Origin of the sequence: Paraburkholderia sp. J63 (genome assembly GCF_905220245.1) — a bacterium.
Lineage (GTDB): Bacteria > Pseudomonadota > Gammaproteobacteria > Burkholderiales > Burkholderiaceae > Paraburkholderia.
In genome coordinates this window covers 23,078-42,473 of record NZ_CAJMZF010000043.1, presented here as the reverse complement: position 1 = coordinate 42,473, position 19,396 = coordinate 23,078, and the positions used below count along the sequence as shown (strand labels likewise).

General features: G+C 61.6%; 17 protein-coding genes. 2 read left to right on the top strand and 15 right to left on the bottom strand.

The annotated features are described in order from the left end of the window. Positions 1–256: 256 nt before the first annotated feature. The 5 genes from U5775_RS31610 to U5775_RS31590 form a co-directional block, all read right to left on the bottom strand. Positions 257–757, bottom strand: coding sequence for a 6,7-dimethyl-8-ribityllumazine synthase (locus tag U5775_RS31610; RefSeq protein ID WP_322062059.1), 501 nt, complete (start codon positions 755–757; stop codon positions 257–259). A 58-nt stretch (positions 758–815) separates the two neighbouring features. Continuing rightward, a complete protein-coding gene (locus U5775_RS31605) occupies positions 816–1,955 on the bottom strand; it encodes an LLM class flavin-dependent oxidoreductase (RefSeq protein WP_322062058.1) in 1,140 nt (379 codons plus the stop codon). 61 nt (positions 1,956–2,016) lie between these two features. Then, the gene (locus U5775_RS31600) at positions 2,017–3,186 is read right to left on the bottom strand and encodes a porin (RefSeq protein ID WP_322062057.1); all 1,170 of its coding nucleotides are present in this window, start codon (positions 3,184–3,186) and stop codon (positions 2,017–2,019) included. Positions 3,187–3,292: 106 nt separating this feature from the next. Continuing rightward, a complete protein-coding gene (locus U5775_RS31595; RefSeq protein WP_322062056.1) occupies positions 3,293–4,435 on the bottom strand; it encodes an LLM class flavin-dependent oxidoreductase in 1,143 nt (380 codons plus the stop codon). 33 nt (positions 4,436–4,468) lie between these two features. Continuing rightward, positions 4,469–4,987, bottom strand: coding sequence for a flavin reductase family protein (locus tag U5775_RS31590; RefSeq protein WP_322062055.1), 519 nt, complete (start codon positions 4,985–4,987; stop codon positions 4,469–4,471). Between the two features lie 305 nt (positions 4,988–5,292). Here U5775_RS31590 and U5775_RS31585 point away from each other — a divergent pair, with 305 nt between their 5' ends. Beyond that, positions 5,293–6,195, top strand: coding sequence for a LysR family transcriptional regulator (locus tag U5775_RS31585; protein WP_322062054.1), 903 nt, complete (start codon positions 5,293–5,295; stop codon positions 6,193–6,195). Between the two features lie 67 nt (positions 6,196–6,262). On the opposite strand, the gene hpaH is transcribed toward U5775_RS31585, so the two are convergent. The 6 genes from hpaH to U5775_RS31555 form a co-directional block, all read right to left on the bottom strand. Then, complete coding sequence (gene hpaH / locus U5775_RS31580; RefSeq protein WP_322062053.1) at positions 6,263–7,066, bottom strand: 2-oxo-hept-4-ene-1,7-dioate hydratase; 804 nt, start codon at positions 7,064–7,066, stop codon at positions 6,263–6,265. An 81-nt stretch (positions 7,067–7,147) separates the two neighbouring features. After that, a complete protein-coding gene (locus U5775_RS31575) occupies positions 7,148–8,251 on the bottom strand; it encodes a hypothetical protein (protein ID WP_322062052.1) in 1,104 nt (367 codons plus the stop codon). A gap of 90 nt (positions 8,252–8,341) precedes the next feature. Further along, positions 8,342–9,415 carry an ornithine cyclodeaminase family protein gene (locus U5775_RS31570; protein WP_322062051.1) on the bottom strand — a complete coding sequence of 358 codons (1,074 nt, stop codon included), beginning with the start codon at positions 9,413–9,415 and terminating at the stop codon, positions 8,342–8,344. A 24-nt stretch (positions 9,416–9,439) separates the two neighbouring features. Then, positions 9,440–9,862 (bottom strand): nuclear transport factor 2 family protein, encoded by a 423-nt coding sequence (locus U5775_RS31565; RefSeq protein WP_322062050.1) that lies wholly within the window; start codon positions 9,860–9,862, stop codon positions 9,440–9,442. Beyond that, positions 9,862–10,683, bottom strand: coding sequence for a fumarylacetoacetate hydrolase family protein (locus U5775_RS31560; RefSeq protein WP_322062049.1), 822 nt, complete (start codon positions 10,681–10,683; stop codon positions 9,862–9,864). The genes U5775_RS31565 and U5775_RS31560 overlap by 1 nt, the downstream gene beginning before the upstream one ends. Positions 10,684–10,761: 78 nt before the next feature. Further along, positions 10,762–11,934 carry an MFS transporter gene (locus U5775_RS31555; RefSeq protein ID WP_322062088.1) on the bottom strand — a complete coding sequence of 391 codons (1,173 nt, stop codon included), beginning with the start codon at positions 11,932–11,934 and terminating at the stop codon, positions 10,762–10,764. Between U5775_RS31555 and U5775_RS31550 the strand changes: the two genes are divergently transcribed. Continuing rightward, positions 11,882–12,178, top strand: coding sequence for a hypothetical protein (locus tag U5775_RS31550; RefSeq protein ID WP_322062091.1), 297 nt, complete (start codon positions 11,882–11,884; stop codon positions 12,176–12,178). The genes U5775_RS31555 and U5775_RS31550 overlap by 53 nt on opposite strands. A gap of 104 nt (positions 12,179–12,282) precedes the next feature. Here the strand turns inward: U5775_RS31550 and U5775_RS31545 are convergent, their stop codons facing one another. The 4 genes from U5775_RS31545 to U5775_RS31530 all read right to left on the bottom strand — a co-directional run bounded on the left by U5775_RS31545 (position 12,283) and on the right by U5775_RS31530 (position 19,328). Then, positions 12,283–13,866 carry a carboxylesterase/lipase family protein gene (locus U5775_RS31545; protein WP_322062048.1) on the bottom strand — a complete coding sequence of 528 codons (1,584 nt, stop codon included), beginning with the start codon at positions 13,864–13,866 and terminating at the stop codon, positions 12,283–12,285. A gap of 154 nt (positions 13,867–14,020) precedes the next feature. After that, entirely contained in the window at positions 14,021–14,761 is a 741-nt protein-coding gene (locus U5775_RS31540; protein ID WP_322062047.1) for a beta-ketoacyl-ACP reductase, read from the bottom strand. 109 nt (positions 14,762–14,870) lie between these two features. After that, a complete protein-coding gene (locus U5775_RS31535; protein ID WP_322062046.1) occupies positions 14,871–17,198 on the bottom strand; it encodes a hydantoinase B/oxoprolinase family protein in 2,328 nt (775 codons plus the stop codon). A 21-nt stretch (positions 17,199–17,219) separates the two neighbouring features. Beyond that, positions 17,220–19,328 carry a hydantoinase/oxoprolinase family protein gene (locus tag U5775_RS31530; protein ID WP_322062045.1) on the bottom strand — a complete coding sequence of 703 codons (2,109 nt, stop codon included), beginning with the start codon at positions 19,326–19,328 and terminating at the stop codon, positions 17,220–17,222. Positions 19,329–19,396 lie beyond the last annotated feature (68 nt).

The following is a 19,396-nucleotide window of genomic DNA, read 5'->3' as shown; positions in this document are numbered from 1 at the left end:
TACCTGCGCTCGTGCGAAACCCGTTATTCCGCAAAGTTTAACCCGCCGAAATTCGGCTATGCCTGGGGGGCATGGATTCTCCCGATGTTGTGAGCCGTGCTGCGTGCCAGAAATGTTGCAAAAGTACGACACCGACGATCGCTACGTCCGATCGGATTCGCCCAAGGTCAGTTCCCTCACGCGATAGCCGCCCAGCCTTCTTCGCAACAGGAGGGTGAGCGCGACGCTTGCCGCATCGAACGCCATGAACAAGCCGTCACGCCCCCGGCAACGCGCTCAGCTTACTCACCGTCTCCGCGCAAGCATTTGCCACCTCCGCCCCTTTCAAAAGAAAGTGTTCACGAAAGAAACCCACGTGCTCTTCACAGCTATGAAAATGGTGCGGCGTGAGAACCGCCGAGAAAACCGGCTTCCCGGTTTCGAGTTGCACCTGCATTAATCCATTGATCACCGCCTGGGCAACAAAGTCATGGCGATAAATACCGCCGTCGACGACCAGGCCCGCTGCAACCACGGCGTCGTAACGCCCGCCCTGCACAAGCCGCCTGGCATGCAATGGAAGTTCATATGCGCCGGGCACTTCGTATACATCGATGTCCTCGGGGCGGTAACCATGCTGCTGAATGGTTTTCAAAAACGAAGTCCTGCATTGGTCAACGATCTCGCGGTGCCAGCAAGCCTGGACGAACGCAATACGCGGACGTTGGCCTGTAGACAAGACGACAGTTTGTGGTTCATTGTGCATCGCACTGCTCATCGATATTCCCTGTCTCTGATGTTCCGCGGCGTAGCGCGATAACCGCTATTCCCGCTCATCATGCGGCGTCGCATTCCGAAGGGTGTTTCCAGATCCCCGCTTCCCGCAGATAAGGCAGCACCTTCGTAAAAGTTCTCAGCTCCTGAGGACTCCAGAGCGGAAAATTGATCAGAATGCTCGACATCGAGGCGTTTGCCTTAAGCTCGATCAGTTGCTCGGCGACTTGCCGCGGCGTTCCCAGCAGCTTGAGCACTGACCCGCCGCCTCCGAATGCAATTGCGGCCTCGTCCGCCCCCATCTTGTCGAACATCGAACGGGCCGACTCGATCGATCCCAACACATCGGCCGCGATTTCTCTCGTCGCCTCAACGTTGAGGCTCTTCAGCAAGCCGTCGAACTCCTCCTGTGCGCGGCCATCCTCGTCGCGAATAATGGTCAGAGAGAATGGACAGAGCCCCACGCGGCGGCCATTGTTCTGCGTCAGCGTCGAGAGTTTGGCTCCCACCTTGTCGAGGCCCTCCACGCTGCTCGCCAGCGTCACCAGCTCGTCGCAATGACGCGCGGCGAATGCCATGCCGGCCTCCGATGCACCCGCGGAAACAAGACGCGGATGGGGCTTCTGTACAGGGCGCGGGACCTTTATTCTCCCTTTGACGCGATAGTATTGGCCCTCGACGTCTATGGGCTCGGCTTCGGACCAGAGGCGCTTGACGATATCGACGAACTCCGACGCCATCTCGTATCGCTTGTCGTGGTCGACGAATTCCTCGCCGAATAGCGCTGCTTCATCCGCGCTGAATCCGGTCACGATATTCCATCCCCAGCGCCCCTCGCTGAATGCGTCGAGCGTCGCGCCCATGCGCGCGACATGAGCAGGCTTGTGGTGAGTCGTATGGAAGGTGGAGATCACCCTGATGCGCTCAGTCGCCGTCAACAGCGCCATCGCGAGAAGCGGCGCGTGAAACGCCGGCGACTGGTGCCCGAATTGCTCGGCCACGCGCTGATGGCCCGACCAGTTGTCCGCGATGAACAGGGAGTCGAACCCGACCTCCTCGGCGGTCCGCGCGAGTTCCAGCAGAGGTCCTCGCCGCATTTCGGGTACGCGACGCGCGGCTTCGTCCGAATAGACGAAGTTGGTCTTTCCGGCCGGGAAAAAATAACCGATGCCGAGTCGGTCTGGATCATTCGAACGAGTCATGATTTCATTGCTCAATGGTTGCCTGATTCAATTCGTGCAGCGCGCAGCAAGCTGCAGATGCCTAGAAGTGCGTGACAATCCCTGCAAAGGTCCCGATCTGCCCGCCGCCGTAGTTCGGACTGATGTTTGCACTGCCAACAACTGGATCATTATTGACGTTCGGGCCGTAGGGATCTCCGGCGCCATCATTCAAGCCGATATTGGACGTTGAACTGTTATGCACATAACCGACTTCGGCGTAAAGATACGTACGCTTCGAAAGATTGTACGATCCGGAAACGGTGTACAGTGTCGCGTTGCCGTTGCCCCGGTTCGCATTGGCGTGATAGCACGCCGCGCGCAACGCGGCTTCGGCGTTGACTTGCCACGCAATGCCAATCCATTCGTGATCGACGGCTGTTGGCAGCGAGACGCCGGCCGGCAGAGCCGGCACCGCGTTCGTACCGAAATAGCCTTGAGCCGATGCGTCGGGTGCGCTTAAATGCTGGTAGCCCGCATAGATTTTGACTGGGTCGAACGAGAAGAGACTCCCGGCCAGAATCGATCGCGAAGCGGTATACACGTTGTCGAATTTTCCGCTGGTGCCACGCACTTCGTTGTAAATCACCATCGCCTCTATATGGGCCCCGCTGTACTGGACCCTGATCCCGTCCGAGCGCCCCTGGCCCTGACCGTAGGTGCCCGGACCGCTACCGGGATTGCCGCTGTTCCACGACGTGTTGTTCGTCAGGTCATATTCCGCCGCGAATGAAAGTCCACCGAAATTCGGCGAACTGTACTTCAAGCTGTTTCCCGCCGTGGACCAGTTGCGCCCGCGCACCAGCGTGGCCAGCGAATAGTTGAGGAACAACTGGGGATCGACATAAAAGCTGTCCCACTGAACTTCCTGAGTCCCGAGGTCGCCGAGCCTGATCGTGCCAAAGCGTTCATTCGACAATCCCACCACGGCCACGTGCCCGAACAGCGTGCCAAGCGAACCACCCGTAAAGGTATTCACGGCCGCTTCGAGCTGGAATATCGCGCGAGTTCCGCCTCCCAGATCCTCGTCGCCGATCAGGCCGAATAGCGACGCCTCGGCATACCCGGACTCCGTGCCGAACCGGTGCCCATTGGGCAAACCCGACTGATACTGAATACCATTGTCGACCCGGCCATACAACGTGACGCTACTTTGCGCGTTCGCCGTAATACATAGGAATCCGAATATTGTCGCCGTTACCACTCTTTTCACAGTCTGTCTCCAATTTATTTATTGTGTGGCAAGAAAACTTGCAAGCGCTTCCCTGCCGCCGCGCTGGCGCGGCGGCACACGACCATGAGTCGAGCGTCGGGAGTGGCTATCGTGACGCGGTAATCGCGCGGCGCAACCCAGCTTGTTCGAGCAGAGGCAAAAGCCCCGTGCCGAGGTATTTCAGCGTGGTCTCGGGTTCGATCGTCGCGAACAGCACGCCATCCAGTCCCGCGTTGGAAAGCTGGATCAGCTTGTCGGCTACGTCCTGTGCTGTGCCGACCAGGCTGACGCCTCCACCCGCGGCCCATGTGCGCTCGAACTTCCATCGGTCCGCATCCGAGGTCGATTGCGCGGCCATGCCAAGGTCCTTGACCCAAGCCGCGATAGCCGGCCGATCCGCACACTGCGACGCATAGTACTCAAGAAAATCTTCGGCTTCCTTGCGGGTGTCCCGAATCACGACATAACCATGCGTCCACACCTGCACGCGACGCTTGAACGCCGACCACGCAAACGACTTGTAATCGGCAATCTGGGCCGCGGCCTGTGCGGGATCTGCGTGGACATGCGTGAAGATGGCATCGGCATACTCACAGGCAAAGCGCCGCCCCCGGTCGGAAGTGCCCGCATTGAGTATCGCCGGGAAGCTTTGCACGCCCTTTGGCTGGCTACACGCGTGCTCGACCTTGTAGAAGCGCCCTTCGAAATCGAAGGGCTCGGTTTCAACCCAAAGCCGCCGAAGCAGCTGCATGAATTCTTCGGCATGCGCATAGCGCGTTTCATGGTCCTCGATCGGCATGCCAAACGTTCCGAACGTACTGGGTGTCGCGCCCGCCACGATATTGATGCCGAACCGTCCCCCCGAGATGCGATCGATCGTGGCCGCCGCGTTGGCAACGAACACGGGGTGGTTCAGTTGCACGTGCATCGTCGAGACGAGCGCAGGCTCCGAGTGGCGCGCCGCGAGCCCGGCAGCCCAGGTGAACGGCTCCAGCTCGCGGCGGCCGCCCCAGCCGACGAGCGAAAGCATGGTTTCGAGACCCAGGCGCTGCACCTGCGCCGCAATCGCGTCGCATCGGTCCCAGTCCGCCACGTAACGCTCGGGGGCGCTCGTATAGATATGCCATCCCGCGTTCATACCGAACAAGCCGAGCTTGAGCTTGTTGTCATTGAATAGCGGATTCGTCGCTGCGCGCGCGTCTTCGACGGCTTCCCATTCGCGCGATGCGGTTTGAAGATTGCGATTCACAGGGTGTCTCCTTCGAATTCAAATAATCTGGATTCAGCTCGCCGCAAGCGATGCCTCGAAACGACCATAGGTACCATTGGCATAGGCCAATGCAGGCGTCGTCGCGTATTCGCATTGGCGCACCGTGCCCACCATCACCCAATGACTGCCCTCCTGCAACACCGACTTGACCTCGCAATCGAATGCCGCCGCACATCCCTCCACCATCAGGTTCCCGCTTTCGAGCTCGCGCCACTGACCCGATGCAAAGCGATGCTCGGGCGCGATCTTTCCCGCGAACGCCGACGCCAGCTCTTCCATGCCCGGAGTCAGCACATTGACGCAGAACTGCCCCGACAGGCGGAGGCGTTCGCATGCACTCGCGTTGCCATTCACGCAAATCAGGACCGTGGGTGGCTCGGCGCAGACCGAGCAGAATGCCGTGGCGGTCAAGCCATAATGCGCACCTTCGTAACGGCATGTGATGACGTTGACGGATGCGACCACGGCTCGCATGGACTGCCTGAAATCCGATGAATCGACGATGCGCGCACTTCGAGCCGCTGATTCCATGTCTGTCTTCCTCTCTCTCTCGACTTTCGTCCTGTTCGAAAAATCTGTTGTCTAACGGATCACCCGGTTTTTGTCGTCAGGCGGGTGCTGGATATCGAATCCGGCGGCGGTCCAACGTCTCATGGGTCGATCGGCAGGATTGGACAGCCATGGACATGGTAGGGTTGGCTCGACGCCGTCTCCACTGAAATTCATACAACTGGCTTATTCACTTCGTGCATGACCTGGGCTCAGGTGCTGTGGTATAAAACCGGGGCTTGCCGATACTGGCGGGACGACGATAAAGAGGAGATAAGGAGACGCCGATGGATATCAATCGAATCGATCTGAATCTCTTGAAGATATTCGATTCCGTGTATCGGCTGCGCAATCTCGCTGCAGTGGCGCAAGAGGTCCATCTGAGTCAACCCGCTGTAAGCCATGCGCTGGCACGCCTGCGGGCGTCGCTCGACGACCCGCTATTTACGCGAACGCCGCACGGACTCGAGCCTACAGCCCGATGCGAAAGGCTGGCTGTGCCGATCCGCAACGCACTCGATACGATCAGGGACTCATTGATCGACTCCGCCGATTTCAAACCCGAGGAATGCACGCGCGAATTCCGCTTGCTACTTTCGGATGTCGGCGAGATGCTTTTTGTTCCATCGTTGATGAGCCACCTGAATACCGTCGCCCCGCGCGTGAAGCTTGCGATCGTGCAGGCGCCGAGAGCGAACTACGAGCGCATGCTGCGCGATCGGGAAGTCGATATCGCGGTCGGTCATTTGAACATGACGCGCCAGTCGTTTCGCGAGCAGCCGCTGTTTCGCGATCACGGCGTCGTGCTCGGAAGACGCAATGCGGATCGACCTCGCACCGATCTGACGATGGACGCGTTCGAGCAGGCCTCGCATGCCGTGATCAATCCGCCGGACGACCCGGTCGAGGAAATGTTCGCCGACCGCAACATTAAACGCAATGTCACACTGCGAATGCCGAATTACTTCGCGCTTCCCGATGTGATCGAATCGTCCGATCTGCTGGTCACGGTGCCATCACGCATTGCGCGTTTCTTTCAACGCCATTTCGATCTGGAAATATCCGAACTGCCTTTCCCCTCCCCGCTTTTCGATGTCCGAATGTTCTGGCATGTCCGGCATGACTCGGATCCCGCGCACGCGTGGTTGCGCGACATGTTTCTCTTTCTCTTCAACGACAAGAAAGACTGAAGAAGCGCTACACAGTCCGTGTCAGTCCGACCTGCCACGGAACCGTGCTTACCCCGCGGCCGGGATCTCAGCAAAAGCGGAAAGAGACCGAACCCAGCGGCCCATAATCCACATGAAAGGTATCGCCCGCCACGGCCCTGACCGGACGGGTAAACGAGCCGGAGAGCACCACTTCGCCGGCATTGAGCTGGTCGCCGAACGGTGCGATCTTGTTGGCGAGCCACGCAACGCCTGTCGCCGGATGGTTGAGAACGGCCGCTGCAAGGCCGGTCTCCTCGATAACCGCGTTCTTGTGGAGGATGGCGCCCACCCAGCGCAAATCGAGATCCATCGGCCTGACCGGACGCCCACCGGGCACAATGCCCGCATTGGCTGCGAGATCGCTGATCGTATCGAACACCGTGCGCATCTCGTTGGTATCGCGGTCGAACTGCTCGATGCGCGAATCGATGATTTCCACGGCCGGCACGACATACTCGGTCGCCGCGAGCACCTCGTATAGCGTGACGTTGGGGCCGACGAGCGGCTTCGAAAGAATAAACGCAAGCTCGACCTCGACACGCGGCGCGATGAACCGGTCGATCGGAATGTCGCTACCGGTTTCGAAGAACATATCGTCCATCAAGGGCGCATAGTCCGGTTCGGTGATCTTGCTGGCCTGCTGCATGGCGCGCGATGTGAGTCCGATCTTGCGTCCCTTGATCTTGCGGCCTTCGGCGAGCTCGAGCTTGACCCACTCGCGCTGGATTGCGTAGCCGTCAGCGATCGTCATCTCGGGAAACTGCCGCGAGAAGTGGCGCAATTGAGTGCGCGTCTTGCGCGCCTCGAAAAGCTGGCAAGCCAGCGACTTGATGGTGTTCTCTGGAAGCATGCTCGGTACGGGTCGTCTTCAAAGTGAATTGCATTGCGCCGCACACGCCTGCAGGACCCTGTCCCGCAGGCGCGTCGGTCCCTAGCCGGCCTGACGAGGCCCGATATAGCCTTTCTGCCCGTCTTCCGAGCCGAGATTGAGGATCGGGCCGTCCATCCGCTCCTGCCAGATCAGCGACTCCATGCCGATATGGAGCGGATGGTCCTGAACCGTGAGCACCAGCGCGCCTTCGTGGTCGTAGTAGTGCGCATGCTCGGACCACGAGGGCCCCGAAAGCAGCAGATCGCCGGCCTTCCACGGCACGACGACGTTATCCACGACGCTCTTGCCCCGTCCGCTGAAGTGATAGTTGATCGCCACGGAACTGTGCTTGTGACCGCGCCCTATCGGCCCTGACGGATTACCCTTTTGCCGCGAAAACAAGGTTGCGAAGAAGGAATGCGTCGTGCCGTTGCGGCGCCCGGTTGCCGGGTTATAGAGCAGCATGATGTTGCGCTTCTCATCGCCCTTTTCAAACGACAGCGCTTGCGAGACCGTTTCCCAGGGCCACACGAGGGGCTTGTTCTCGACCACCTGAATATCGGTCAGGAATTCGTAGCCACGCAAACGCGCCCCGTCTGCCGAGATCTGGATATCCGGCGCCGTGCTTCGATTGATATTTTCATTGATGTCCTCGCCGGCCGCAGCGGCGGAACGTATCTGGACGGGGTCCACATAATCGACCCAGTGAACCGCGAGCTTGCGCAGCAAAGGCGCATTGGAATAGGTCAGGCGGACCCAAAGCTCGTTGCCCGTATTCTTGTGATAGTAAGGCTGCATCGACGGGATCGATGCCACATCCCAGCGATTGAACGGCTGCGCGTTGTGGCCCACGTACATCGTGCCCGATCCACGAATGCAGAATTCGATCTGATTCGAATTGCGGCGCAACGCCCGCGTCTGCTCGCCCGGTTTCAGCACATTGATTGTGACATCGACGCCTGGTCCGAATCCAAGCGAGCCGTCCGTGCAGAGCGGGTGCACGATCAGGGTGGAGCGTCGCCCATCCTCGGGACGAGGCGCGTCCGCGAGCCGTTCGATCTCGCGCTCGATGGCCTCGCAAGGCACGAGAATGGGGCTCCAGGGCTGGATAGGCGCCGGTGCGGCATGGCTACCATCCACGAAATTAAAGACATCAGCGGTCATACTTTCCTCCAAATCCATCTTTCTAAAACAGGCAGAAACACTTCCAGACACTCCGATTCGCAAGTCGGCTCGCGAAACGGTGCCGTTTCGTCATGCCGCTCTGAGCCGAACAGGCGCCGGCGCAGTCAAGGGCAACCGGATTGCCGCGTCGGTATCCGCCATGGCGCGTTCATGAGCCATCCTGGCGATCGCGAGGTCGGAAAGGCCCATTCCCATTGCCTTGAATAACGTGATGTCGCCGGCGCCCGCTCGCGCCCCGCGTTGCCGGATCACGTCGGAAAGCGGCTGAACGCGCGTCCAGTTCTCGTCGTCCGCTCCGAAGTAGTCGATGAATTCACGCGACGCCTTGCGGGTATTGGTGATGTCGTCGACGACGATGGATTTCGCGCGTTCGAACACGTCCGGGAAAATTTCGGCATTGCCCGGCAAAATGGCGCCGACCGCATTGAGATGAGCGCCCGGCGCAAGCAATGTGGCCGGGAAGAATGGCTGGGTTGCGCGCGTGACGACGGTGACGAGGCGCGCGCCCTCTGTCGCGGCCTCCATCGAGGGCGCATCGATCACCTCGGCATGCCCGAGGTTCGCCCGTACTTTGTCGACAAACTGTCGGCGGCGCTCGGCGTTCGGGCTCCAGATATGGATTCGCGAAAGCGGGCGCACGATGTTAATCGCCAGAATCTGCCCGAGCGCTTGCTTGCCCGAGCCGATCACCGCCATCTCGTTCACGCCCGGATCGGTCACGAGCCAGCGCGTGCCGACCGCCGTCATGGCGGCGGTACGCAGTTGCCCAAGCGTATTGGCCTCCATCATGGCAAGCAGTTGGCCGTTAGCGGTGCTGAAGAGCGAAAAGACCGCCTTGGCCCCCTGGTCCGTATGGACCCACGTCTTGAATCCGCAAACCCCCGCTTGAGGCGAGGCCGAGCCGAGGCAATGCATCGCGCCGCCGCGACCGACGTCGCCGAGCGCCTTGGGCACGTTGAATGCCGTTCCGTCGGCGGCCTCCAGCAGGCTGCGCTCCAGCGCTTCGATGGCGTCTTCCAGTGAAACGAGACGCGACACGGCGTCCTCCGTCAGCCAGAGTGATGTGGCGTTCATTGATTTCAATACCTCTCGATGGGGTGGATCGATCTGTGTGCCGCCCGATTCCAGACGGCGCATGGCCATGGTTTTGGGCGTGCGCGCAGTCCGTTAGACGGATGCGGGCGGCATGTGGGGTTGACTCGATTTGTGTGCGATGCGCCAGCGCTCGCCGTCGAATTCCAGACGATCGACACATCGGCGAATTGCCGATGGTGCGATCGGCTCCACGAGGCCCTTGTTCGCCTCATAAGCCACGAGGAAAAAACGTACCTCTGCGTGTGAGGCGTCTTGCAGCGAAACCAGCGGATTGGCGACAAGATGAAAGGTCGTGCGCCCGGCCGGACGCTCCGCGAGCGCTTGAGCAATCGCTGTCCGCCCCTTCAAATGCGTTCCGTTGCGCTCCCAGATGCCATCCGGCGTAAACAGTGCGACGGCGCTCTCGTGATTGCGAAGATCGAGCGCCTCGAAAAACCCGGCTACGACACTCGTACAAGCCGCCGTTACATCGCCCGGTGCAGTAGCGTGTTTCATCAGCGGATTTCCTCCTCAATCACCGGATTGCGAAGCGTGCCCAATCCTTCAATCTCGACTTCGAATGTGTCTCCGCCGCGAAGCCAGACCGCGGGGGTACGTGTCATGCCCACGCCTTCCGGCGTGCCTGTCGCGATGATGTCCCCAGGGCGTAACCGGGTGAACGAACTGATGTACGCAACAAGTCCCGCAACGGAGCAGATCAGGTCGGCGCTGCTCCCGCGTTGCACCTGGTCGCCATTGAGCCGCCCGATAATCGTCATTTGGTTCGGATCACGAAATTCGTCTGCTGTCGCGATCCAAGGGCCAATCGCGCCCGAGCGCTCGAAGTTCTTGCCGGGCGTTGCCTGCGTGTTATGCCGCTGGAAATCGCGTGCGGAGTTCTCGGCCATGCAGGTATAGCCGAGCACGTGGTCCAGCGCTTGCGACGCGTCGACCCGCCACGCTTCCTTGCCAATCACCACCGCGATCTCCGCTTCGTAGTCGAAGCTGGTGCTCGCGCGCGGGCGCACGACGCCTTGCTCGTGTCCCACGAATGAATCCGGAAATCGCACGAAGATCGAAGGATGGTCAGGCATGTCGCGTGCCATCTCCTTCACGTGCGACCGATAATTGAAGCCGGCGCACAGAATCTTGGCGTCCGGTGTAACCGGCGCGAGCCATCGGACCTTATCCATGCCGATTCCTTGTTCCTTCGTTGCGCTGTTCGCCAGCGCAACGACATCGGCGGCGTTACGGGCGTTGGGGACCGGCAAGACCGCCCCAGCATCGACCATCCCCCATCCGGTGTAATCGCCGTATTCGAAATTTACAATCTTCATAGTTATCCTTATCAATGCGTTAGTAGCTCCGGCCCACCAAGGCGTGCGCGTTCATCTGCGCACTGGCATACGTCACATTCAGGTTCCGTCGGTTGATCCCATTCCGGCTTCGGGCAACGAGCGGGCCGGGTATCGGTACGGTCCGATCAGGAGGATTCCCAGCGCTCCAAGCAGGCAGGCGCCGCCCGCTACCGACATGACTGCCCGATAGCTGTGGAATTTGTCGAAAGCCATGCCGTAGACGATCGGACCGCCGAGCGTGCCCAGGCAGAACACCGAAATCATGAAGCCATAGACGAGGCCGAACGATTCGATTCCGAAATAGCGCTTCACCAGGAATGGCACGAGATCGCCTTCGGCCCCGATCAACGCGCCTGTGAGTGCTGCGCCGAGGGCGAGCAGCGGGAGTGGAGAGCCGTGCGACGCAAACGCCAGAATCCATGCGCCACAGGCGCCCAGCGCAAAAATGCATGCCGAAAGAATTCGGGCCGGCAGGTAGTCGAGCAGCATTCCGGCGGCGAACCGTCCGATCGTTAGCCCTATCGCCGCAAAAGCGCTGCCCGCGGCGGCGGCTTGTGCCGACATGCCCTTGTCGATCAGCAGTGCCGGGATATGCACCATGCTGCCCAGGCCAACGGCGGCAACGAGCGCAATGCTGACACCGATGAGCCAGAACCGGAGCGAGAGCAACGCTTGCCGTCCATGTGCGTCGCGCCTCACGTTCGGCGCTATGCGATCGGACAAGGCCGCGCGCTCGATCTTGCGCCGCTCGATGCCGAGCCCCGAGCGACGCAGCAGTTCAAACGCCACCCATCCCAGCAGGGCGGCCACAACGGCAAGAATCAGGTACGCCGACTGCCATCCATAGGCCTTGATCGCCCGGCCCGCCATCACCGGCGCCACAGCCGCGCCCACGCCGGCGCCGATCGACGCGACGCCAAACGCGAGCCCAAGCCTGCGTTCAAACGAATGGGCCAGAACCGGCAGATAGCCGACCGGCGACGTTCCCACGCCCAGCAGCCCCAACAGGAAGATCTTCGCTGCGAGCGCCTGAGGAACTATCGGTCCGATCGAGAGCGAAAGCAGGCACAGCACGAACAGAACAATGGAAACGCGGATAACGCGCAGCGCCCCGTATCGATCCATCAACCGCCCAACCAACGGCGAGCTCACTGCAAGCCCCAGCGACGAAAGCGCCATGCAGCTCGATGCGACCGCGCGCCCCGTTCCGAGCGAAGCGGCAATCGGCAAGAGAAAAACGCCCGCCGAGCCTGCGAATATCGCGGTGTACCCGCTGCTCAGTCCCAGGGACGCGGCCACGAGCAAGGCTGCGCTACGGACAGTTTGTGAATTATCGCCGTGGGCGGATCGTGAAACGCCCGACTCCGTTTCGGAATATGCACTATTCAAGTCGCCCCTCCATGATTCAGTCCAAGTCTATGTTCTCGATATCTGGAGTATCAATTTATCGAACTCGTTGCATCGAATGAACTGAACTGTTTGCATAAGCCATTTGCACGAAATTCATCGCGACGGAAATGCATTTCTTTTCGAACTGAATGGGGAGAAGTCTTCCGTAATGCGCCGATGCCGGGCTGATCAGGTATGGCCCACTCCGTAATAGTCGTCGAGCACGTCGAATCGTTCGCGTCGTGTCGGCGTGCCGGCCTCTACATGACTTGAGAAATGCATGGACTTGCCGTTCTTTCCCGAGAAAGCTGGCCAATGCGGCAAGCCCTCTCCGTTTGGATCCCCGTTCCTTGCAAAATTTATCCAGTAGCGGGAGACCGTGGATGCAAGCGCCTTATCGTCCCGTTGCCACTCCCAGTCATAGCCGGCGAGATTGTCGAACACATAGGGCATCTCGGCCGCGTGCGCAGCGCCCTTACGGCGCTCCAGATAGCGGCCTTCCGGAACCGGCGGTGCGTGCAGCCAATCGTAGTAATAGACCGGGCGCGTTCCGTGGGAATGCGCGAGATGGGCCCACGTCCAGTTCTGCCACCCGAAAACGCGATCCGCCAACAGGTCGCCGCTTGCCTGATACGCGGTACGGGAATCAGTGGCCGCCCAGGTTTGCAAAGCCCGTGGCGCAACGGCCCCCATATCGTCGAGGACGTAACGTCGATAGTCCTGCAAGGACTCGATGCCGGGCAGGCCGGTACTGTCGTCGTAGGCCGAACCGGTTAGCAGTGGCACGTCGTTGTGCAACTGTCGTCGAAAGACCGAAGCCGGGCCATCGGGCACGGCGTACCCGTCCACGATCGGATAGCACGTATCGGACACGCCCTCGCCAATATACGCGCCGATCGATTCCATATGCCAGGGTCCGGGCTGTGACGGAACCTGCGCGCTCAAGATCGCTTCCGGCGGGAGCGCTCTAAGCGCGTCGAGCGAACTTGTACCCAGTGCACGCGCGACCTTTTCGCCCTGCTCCTCGGCAGCGCCGAGCGTCAGGAGACGATCGAACAGGCCGCTGTGGCGACCCGGCTCGGCCATGAACCCTCCGCTTCCGCCAATCGCCCGATGAAACAATCCACGGGATAGCGGCGACGCCATATGGAGCGAGCAACTCGCCGAACCGGCGGAAACACCGAAGATCGTGACGTTTTCCGGATCGCCGCCAAATTGCTCAACGTTCTCGCGCACCCAGCGCAGCGCCGCGACCTGGTCGAGGAATCCGTAGTTACCCGAAGCATTATGGCCGCTCTCGGCACTGAGTCCGGGCAGCGCAAGAAAGCCAAGCCTTCCCAGCCTGTAGTTGACCGTGACCACAACAGCACCGAGCCTCGCGAGCGCAGAGCCGTCAAAAAGCGGACTGCCATTGGCATTGCCGCTCCATGCGGACGAACCAAACATAAATGCACCGAGATGAAACCAGACCATCACCGGCCTGCGCTCCGACTGGTGCTGCGCCGCGCTCCAGAGGTTGAGTGTCAGACAGTCTTCGCTTTGCGGATGCTCGCCAGGATAATAGAGGGACTTCGCCGAGGGAAGATGTTGGATCGGCACGGCGCCAACCCGGTCCGCCGATCGCGTGCCGCTCCATGTCGAGGCGGGATGCGGCGGCCGCCAGCGAAGGTCTCCAGTCGGTGCAGCGGCGTAGCGCAAGCCAAGGAAGGCGGTGCATCCATTGCCTGGCTTGCCGCGCACGGTCCCCTCGCGCGTAACGGCGATTTCAATCATTGCTTTGTCTCCGATGGATTGACTGGCTCAAGGCGCGGCGTTCCGGCCTCGTAATTGAAGAGCCAATTTACTTGATGCGAGGAGACAAAATACCGGTGGTCCGCGACTTCCGGCGATGAAAGTTTTGCAGTTCCGATATGCAGCAGATGAATGGCTAAACCGACAACCCTCCCGACACTTCGATTGCGGTGCCATTCACGAAACTGGCGTCGTCGGAGGCAAGGAATGCATAGACGTTCGCGATCTCATCGGGCGAGCCGAGACGCCGCTGCCAGCATGCGTTCCTGAAGCCCTCGAGCACTTTGTCGGGCATGGTGCCGAGAATGTCCGTTGCAATGAATCCCGGGCATACCGCATTGACCCGAATGCCCTTGGGGCCGAGCTCCCTTGCCCAAGTCTTCGTGAAGCCGATCACGCCGAATTTGCTGGCCGCATAATTCGTCTGGCCGAAGTTTCCGTAAATGCCGACGACACTGGATGCATTGAGTATCACGCCACACTGCTGCCCAATCATCGTCTCGACAACAGCCTGCGTACAATTGAAAACGCCTTTCAGATTGACGTCGATAACCTTGTCGAATTGCTCTTCGCTCATGCTCGTCAGCCGGGCATCCTGCGTAATGCCCGCGTTGTTCACGAGAATATCGATTCGGTTGAACCGGCGCATCAAGTCCTCGACCAGCGCATCGATACCGGCGCGATCGGTCACATCCACTGCATGGGCAGACGCCGAAAAGCCGCTCTTGCGCAGACTGAGCGCCTCGCGCTCCACGGCTTCGCCGGCACGATCGCACAGCACCACGATCGCGCCCTCGCCCGCGAATTTTCTTGCCGTCGCCAATCCGATGCCTGCGGCAGCCCCCGTAATAATCGCAACCTTGTCCTTGAGTTTCATTGACCTCAACCTCGTTAAAAAAGGCGCCGCGCAATCGCAACGCACCGGAAACCGGCCTGACTGCTGCCGGTTCGGGGCGCGTCGCCCAACCCGCGGCGCCGTGCTTCACTCACGCCGGGATGGCGCCCGAAGCGTCAAGCTTCTGCATCCCGCTGATCACATCGACGTGGTCCTTCGGCACCAGGCCGGAATGAACCGTCGTCCAGCAGCCGGGACAGAAATGCTCGCGGAACACCACCTCCGAATCGACGTAGTACGAAGGATCGACACGCACGTTCGAGCTGCCGGAAACCGGATCGGAATCGCGGCACGCGAGCGACAGCCGCTTGTCGTGCTCGCTCAGTTGATGCCCGCAGTGGCGGCAGACGACCACCGATCCACCATGCGCCGCGGCGAGCCCGAGGTTGTCGTCGATGGCGCGTGCCTGCTCGGGATCGAACTTGCCGGTCAGTTGCTTCGGCGCGGGTTGGGCATATTCGCGGCGCTCGCCGAGCACTGCCGTGCGCCGGTGCTCGGTGCGCACGACGTCGACCTCGCCCGCGGCGTCGACGACCACGCCATAGACGAGCTCGGCCGCACCCGGACTCACCTTGCCGTTGCGCAGATCGGCCGCGACCGCGCGCGCATCGCGGCGCACGGGATCGCCGTAACCGCCACCGCCCTGGCAATGCAGATAGAGGACGTCACCCTGCTTGAGCTCGCCCGCCGTCATGCACTGAGCGGTCGTCAGTTCGCCACCGAGCGCGAACAGATCGGTCGGCACGTTGCCCTGAGAAAACATCGCGTCTAGCGGTGCGTCGCGAACGACCACGTTGTGCCCCGTGTTACCCGGATGGCCGCCCGCGAGCCCCTGGTTCTGCGCGGTCGCCATGCCCGAGCTCGAAAGCACCATCGCCATCGGCAACGACGATCCGTACGGCGTGATTGCGACCGATGCGCTGAGCCCGCCGCGATGCCGCCCGGGTCCGCCCGAATCCGGTTCCTCGCGACGCCAGAGCACGATCAGCGGATAGAGAAGCTCGGTCATCTCGACGTCCGGCAGCTTGCCCATCGGGATGCAGAACAGACCGCCCGTATCGATGCCGTCCGCCGCCGGCCGCGCCCCATAGCCGCCCGCCATCGACTCCATCACGACGTCGACGAACGGCGCATGATGCTTGCCGCGCTGATCGACGCCGGCGAGCACGGCGGTATTCCAGGTGCCGCAGCAGGTCGCCTGGACGTTCGCCTTCATATCGACCGTGCAGTCGAGCATCTGCGACAGACATTGCGCGGCCAGATTGCCGATCGCCCATGCGGTCGCGATCGGCGCCTTGTTGATCGCCGATGGAAACGTCGCATTGTTCAACGTGCCCTCGGGTGTGACGATGTCGAAGCAGCGCATCAGGCCGCCGGCCGCCCACGGTATATTTCCGGCGAGCGTCGGCAGAAGCGCGAGCATCACGCCACCGCGTGAGCCCGCATACGTGCAGTTGATGACGCCGGCCTGCGGCGCCGTGCCCGTGAAATCGAACGTCAGGTGATCATCGCGCTTCGTCATCGACAGCATCAGCTTGTGCGGACGGCGGTCGCCTGCCTCGGCCTGATCCATGTAGCTCGACGCCTGCCACGTGCCGTCGGGCGCATCGCGCAGCTTGTCGCGCAGGCGCCGCTCGGCGTCGTTCATCATGCGCTTCATGACCGCCTTGACCGTATCGGGGCCGTACTGCTCGATCAGCGCGAGAATGCGCTTGCGCCCCACGAGGTTCGCTCCGATCTTGGCGCGCAGATCGAGTCCGATCAACTGAGGCACGCGCGAGCGACGCACCCACATGTCGGCCACGTCGCGCTGCAGTTCGAAATTGCGCACGATCTTGATCGGCGGCGTCGGCAGCGATTCGGAAAAGACGTCGGGCGCGACGATCGGCATCGAGCCGGGGGACACGCCGCCAAGATCCGGCTCATGGCAAATCGCGCTCGTCCAGCCGAACAGCTTGCCGTCGTGGAAGATCGGCGAGAAAACGAGGACGTCGCTCTGGTGCAATCCGCCGCCGATCCACGGGTCGTTGCACAGGAACATGTCGCCATCCTGAATACCGGGATTGTCGGCGCGGTTCTGCAGCGTCCAGTAGATCGCCAGATCGATCGCACCGGCGAGCATGGTGTTGTAGAGGCCGATCTGCACTTCCTGGCCGGTCTCGTCGTTGATCGTGAAGTCGTAGTCGTTCGCCTCCGACACGACCGGGCTGCCCGACATCCGCTTGAGCGTCTCGCCCATCTCGTCGGTGATCGACCAGAGCCGGTGACGGATCACCTCGTAGGTGAGCGGATGCAGCGCGTCGATGATCTCGTCCGATACGGTGTGCGCCTTGAGCGAGGGCGGCAGCGAACGCAGCAGGACTTCAGGTGCGACGGGCCGGCTAACAAAAATTTCCGAACCCGGAATCGTGGATTGCATGACGTGTCTCCTTTTCGCGGGTCAGGCCGCGTTCATCTTGATCGACAGATTGCCCAGGTGGTCGATGACGCCGCGCATCCCGTTCGGGACCACGACCGTCGTGGTCGGCACCTGGATCACGGCCGGACCTTCCACCACGTGGCCGGCGCGCAGGCGCGTGTAGTCGTACGCCGGGGTATCGACGTAGCCGTCGTGCGCGTCGAGGCAGATCGGGCGACGCTCGATCAGTGCATGCTCGACGGGCGTACCGTTCGCGGTTTCGATCTCGGGCAGTTCGGGCGAGATCGGCAGGATGCCTTCGCCGCGAACGCGGTAAGTCAGCGCCTGGATACCGGCATCGCGGAAGCCGGAGCCGGCGCCGAACAGTTGCGCATAGAGCTGCTCGAATTTGTCGACGGCATCCTGAAGCGATTCGACCGTGATCGGACCGGATGCGAGCGGCGTCGCGACCTCGCCCATCTGCATGCCGTAGCGCATGTCGATTTCCCGGTACAGCTGCGTCTCGACAAACTTGATGCCCTGGCGCGCAAGCACGGTGCTGACTTCCTCTTCGAGCCGCCCGAAGTTTTCGGCGACGCGCAGCGGATCGAGCGGCGCGACACCGGGGTCCGACAGTTCGCGAATCACGTTGACCTTCGAAGCCGCGAGACCGAACGCCGAGAACGCCGAGGCGACCGGCCCGAGCGGCACCAGCACCTCGCTCGCGCCCACGGCGAACGTATAGGCCGCACAGTGCGCGGGGCCCGCGCCACCGAATGCGTACACGACGAAGTCGCGCGGATCGTGCCCGGCCTCGACCGCGATCTTGCGCAACAGGTCGCCGGTCTGCGCGTTCTGCACCGCATAGATCGCGGCTGCGGCTTCCTCGACGCTCAGCCCGAGCGGCTCTGCGATCCGGCGCCGGATGGCGTCGCGCGCGAGTTCCATCGAAAGCGGACGCTTGCCGCCCAGCAAACCACGAGACGGCAGGATGCCGAGCACGAGATTGGCGTCCGTGATAGTCGGCTCCATGCCGCCTGCGCCATAGCATGCGGGTCCCGGCGCGGCCTGGGCGCTCAGCGGGCCGACGCGCAGGTTGCCGCCCGCATCGATCCATGCGATCGCCCCGCCGCCCGAGCCGATCGCCTCGACGCGCAGCGTGGGCACATTGACGGGCGACTGGTTGATGATCGTCTGCGCGGCGCGCACCGGTTCGCCATCGACGATCAGGCCTGCCAGGAATGTCGTGCCGCCGACGTCCGTCGCCATCACGTTGCGATGACCGAGCTGACCCGCCAGTTGCAGCGCGCCGACGACACCGCCCGTCAATACCGAGCCGACCGTCGTGATCGCCGTGGCGGGGGCTTCGGCCGCCGTGATCGCGCCGCCCGAGCTTTGCATCACGAGCAGCGGACCGACAAGCCCTTCTTCGCGCAACCCCGATTCCAGATTTTTCAGGTAGTCGCGCAGACCGGGGCCGATCTGCGTGCTCATGATCGTCGTGGCGTGACGCGCATATTCGCGGATGCGCGGACTCACGTCGGACGACAGCGCAACGTAAATGCCGGGCGCTTCCTCGTTGATGATCTCGCGCACGCGCTGCTCATGCGCAGGATTGCGAAACGACCAGAGCAGCGACACGGCAATCGCGGATACCCCTTGCGCGAGGCAGTCGCGTACCGCTTCACGCACTTCGGCCTCGTTCAGTTCGACGAGGACCTTGCCGTCACGGTCCATGCGTTGCGTGACCTCCTTGATCAGACGCTTCGCGACGAGCGGCGCCGGCTTCGCATGGCCGAGCACGTTCTGCAGCTCCATCGACGAACGGCCGAGATAACGCCCCTCCACGTTCATGATCGCGATCGAGTCGCCGTGCCCGCGCGTCGTGATGAACCCGACGGGCGGCACCTTGCCCATCACGAGCGCATTGAGCGACGACGTCGTGCCGTGCGCGATGTGATCGGTACTGCGCAGGAACTGCTCGCGCGACATCGAAAATTGCTCGGCCAGCAAGCCGAGGACATTGAACACGCCCGCCGAATAATCGGGCGGCGTTGAAGGCGTTTTCGCCGACACGATATTGCCTTGATCGTCGACCGCCACGCCATCCGTGAAGGTGCCTCCCACATCCACGCCCACTACGAATCCCATTTCCTGTCTCCTTCAAATGTTGCGTCTCGATTGGCGATTCCGGCGGCCAGCGTTCCTCTTTTCGCCAG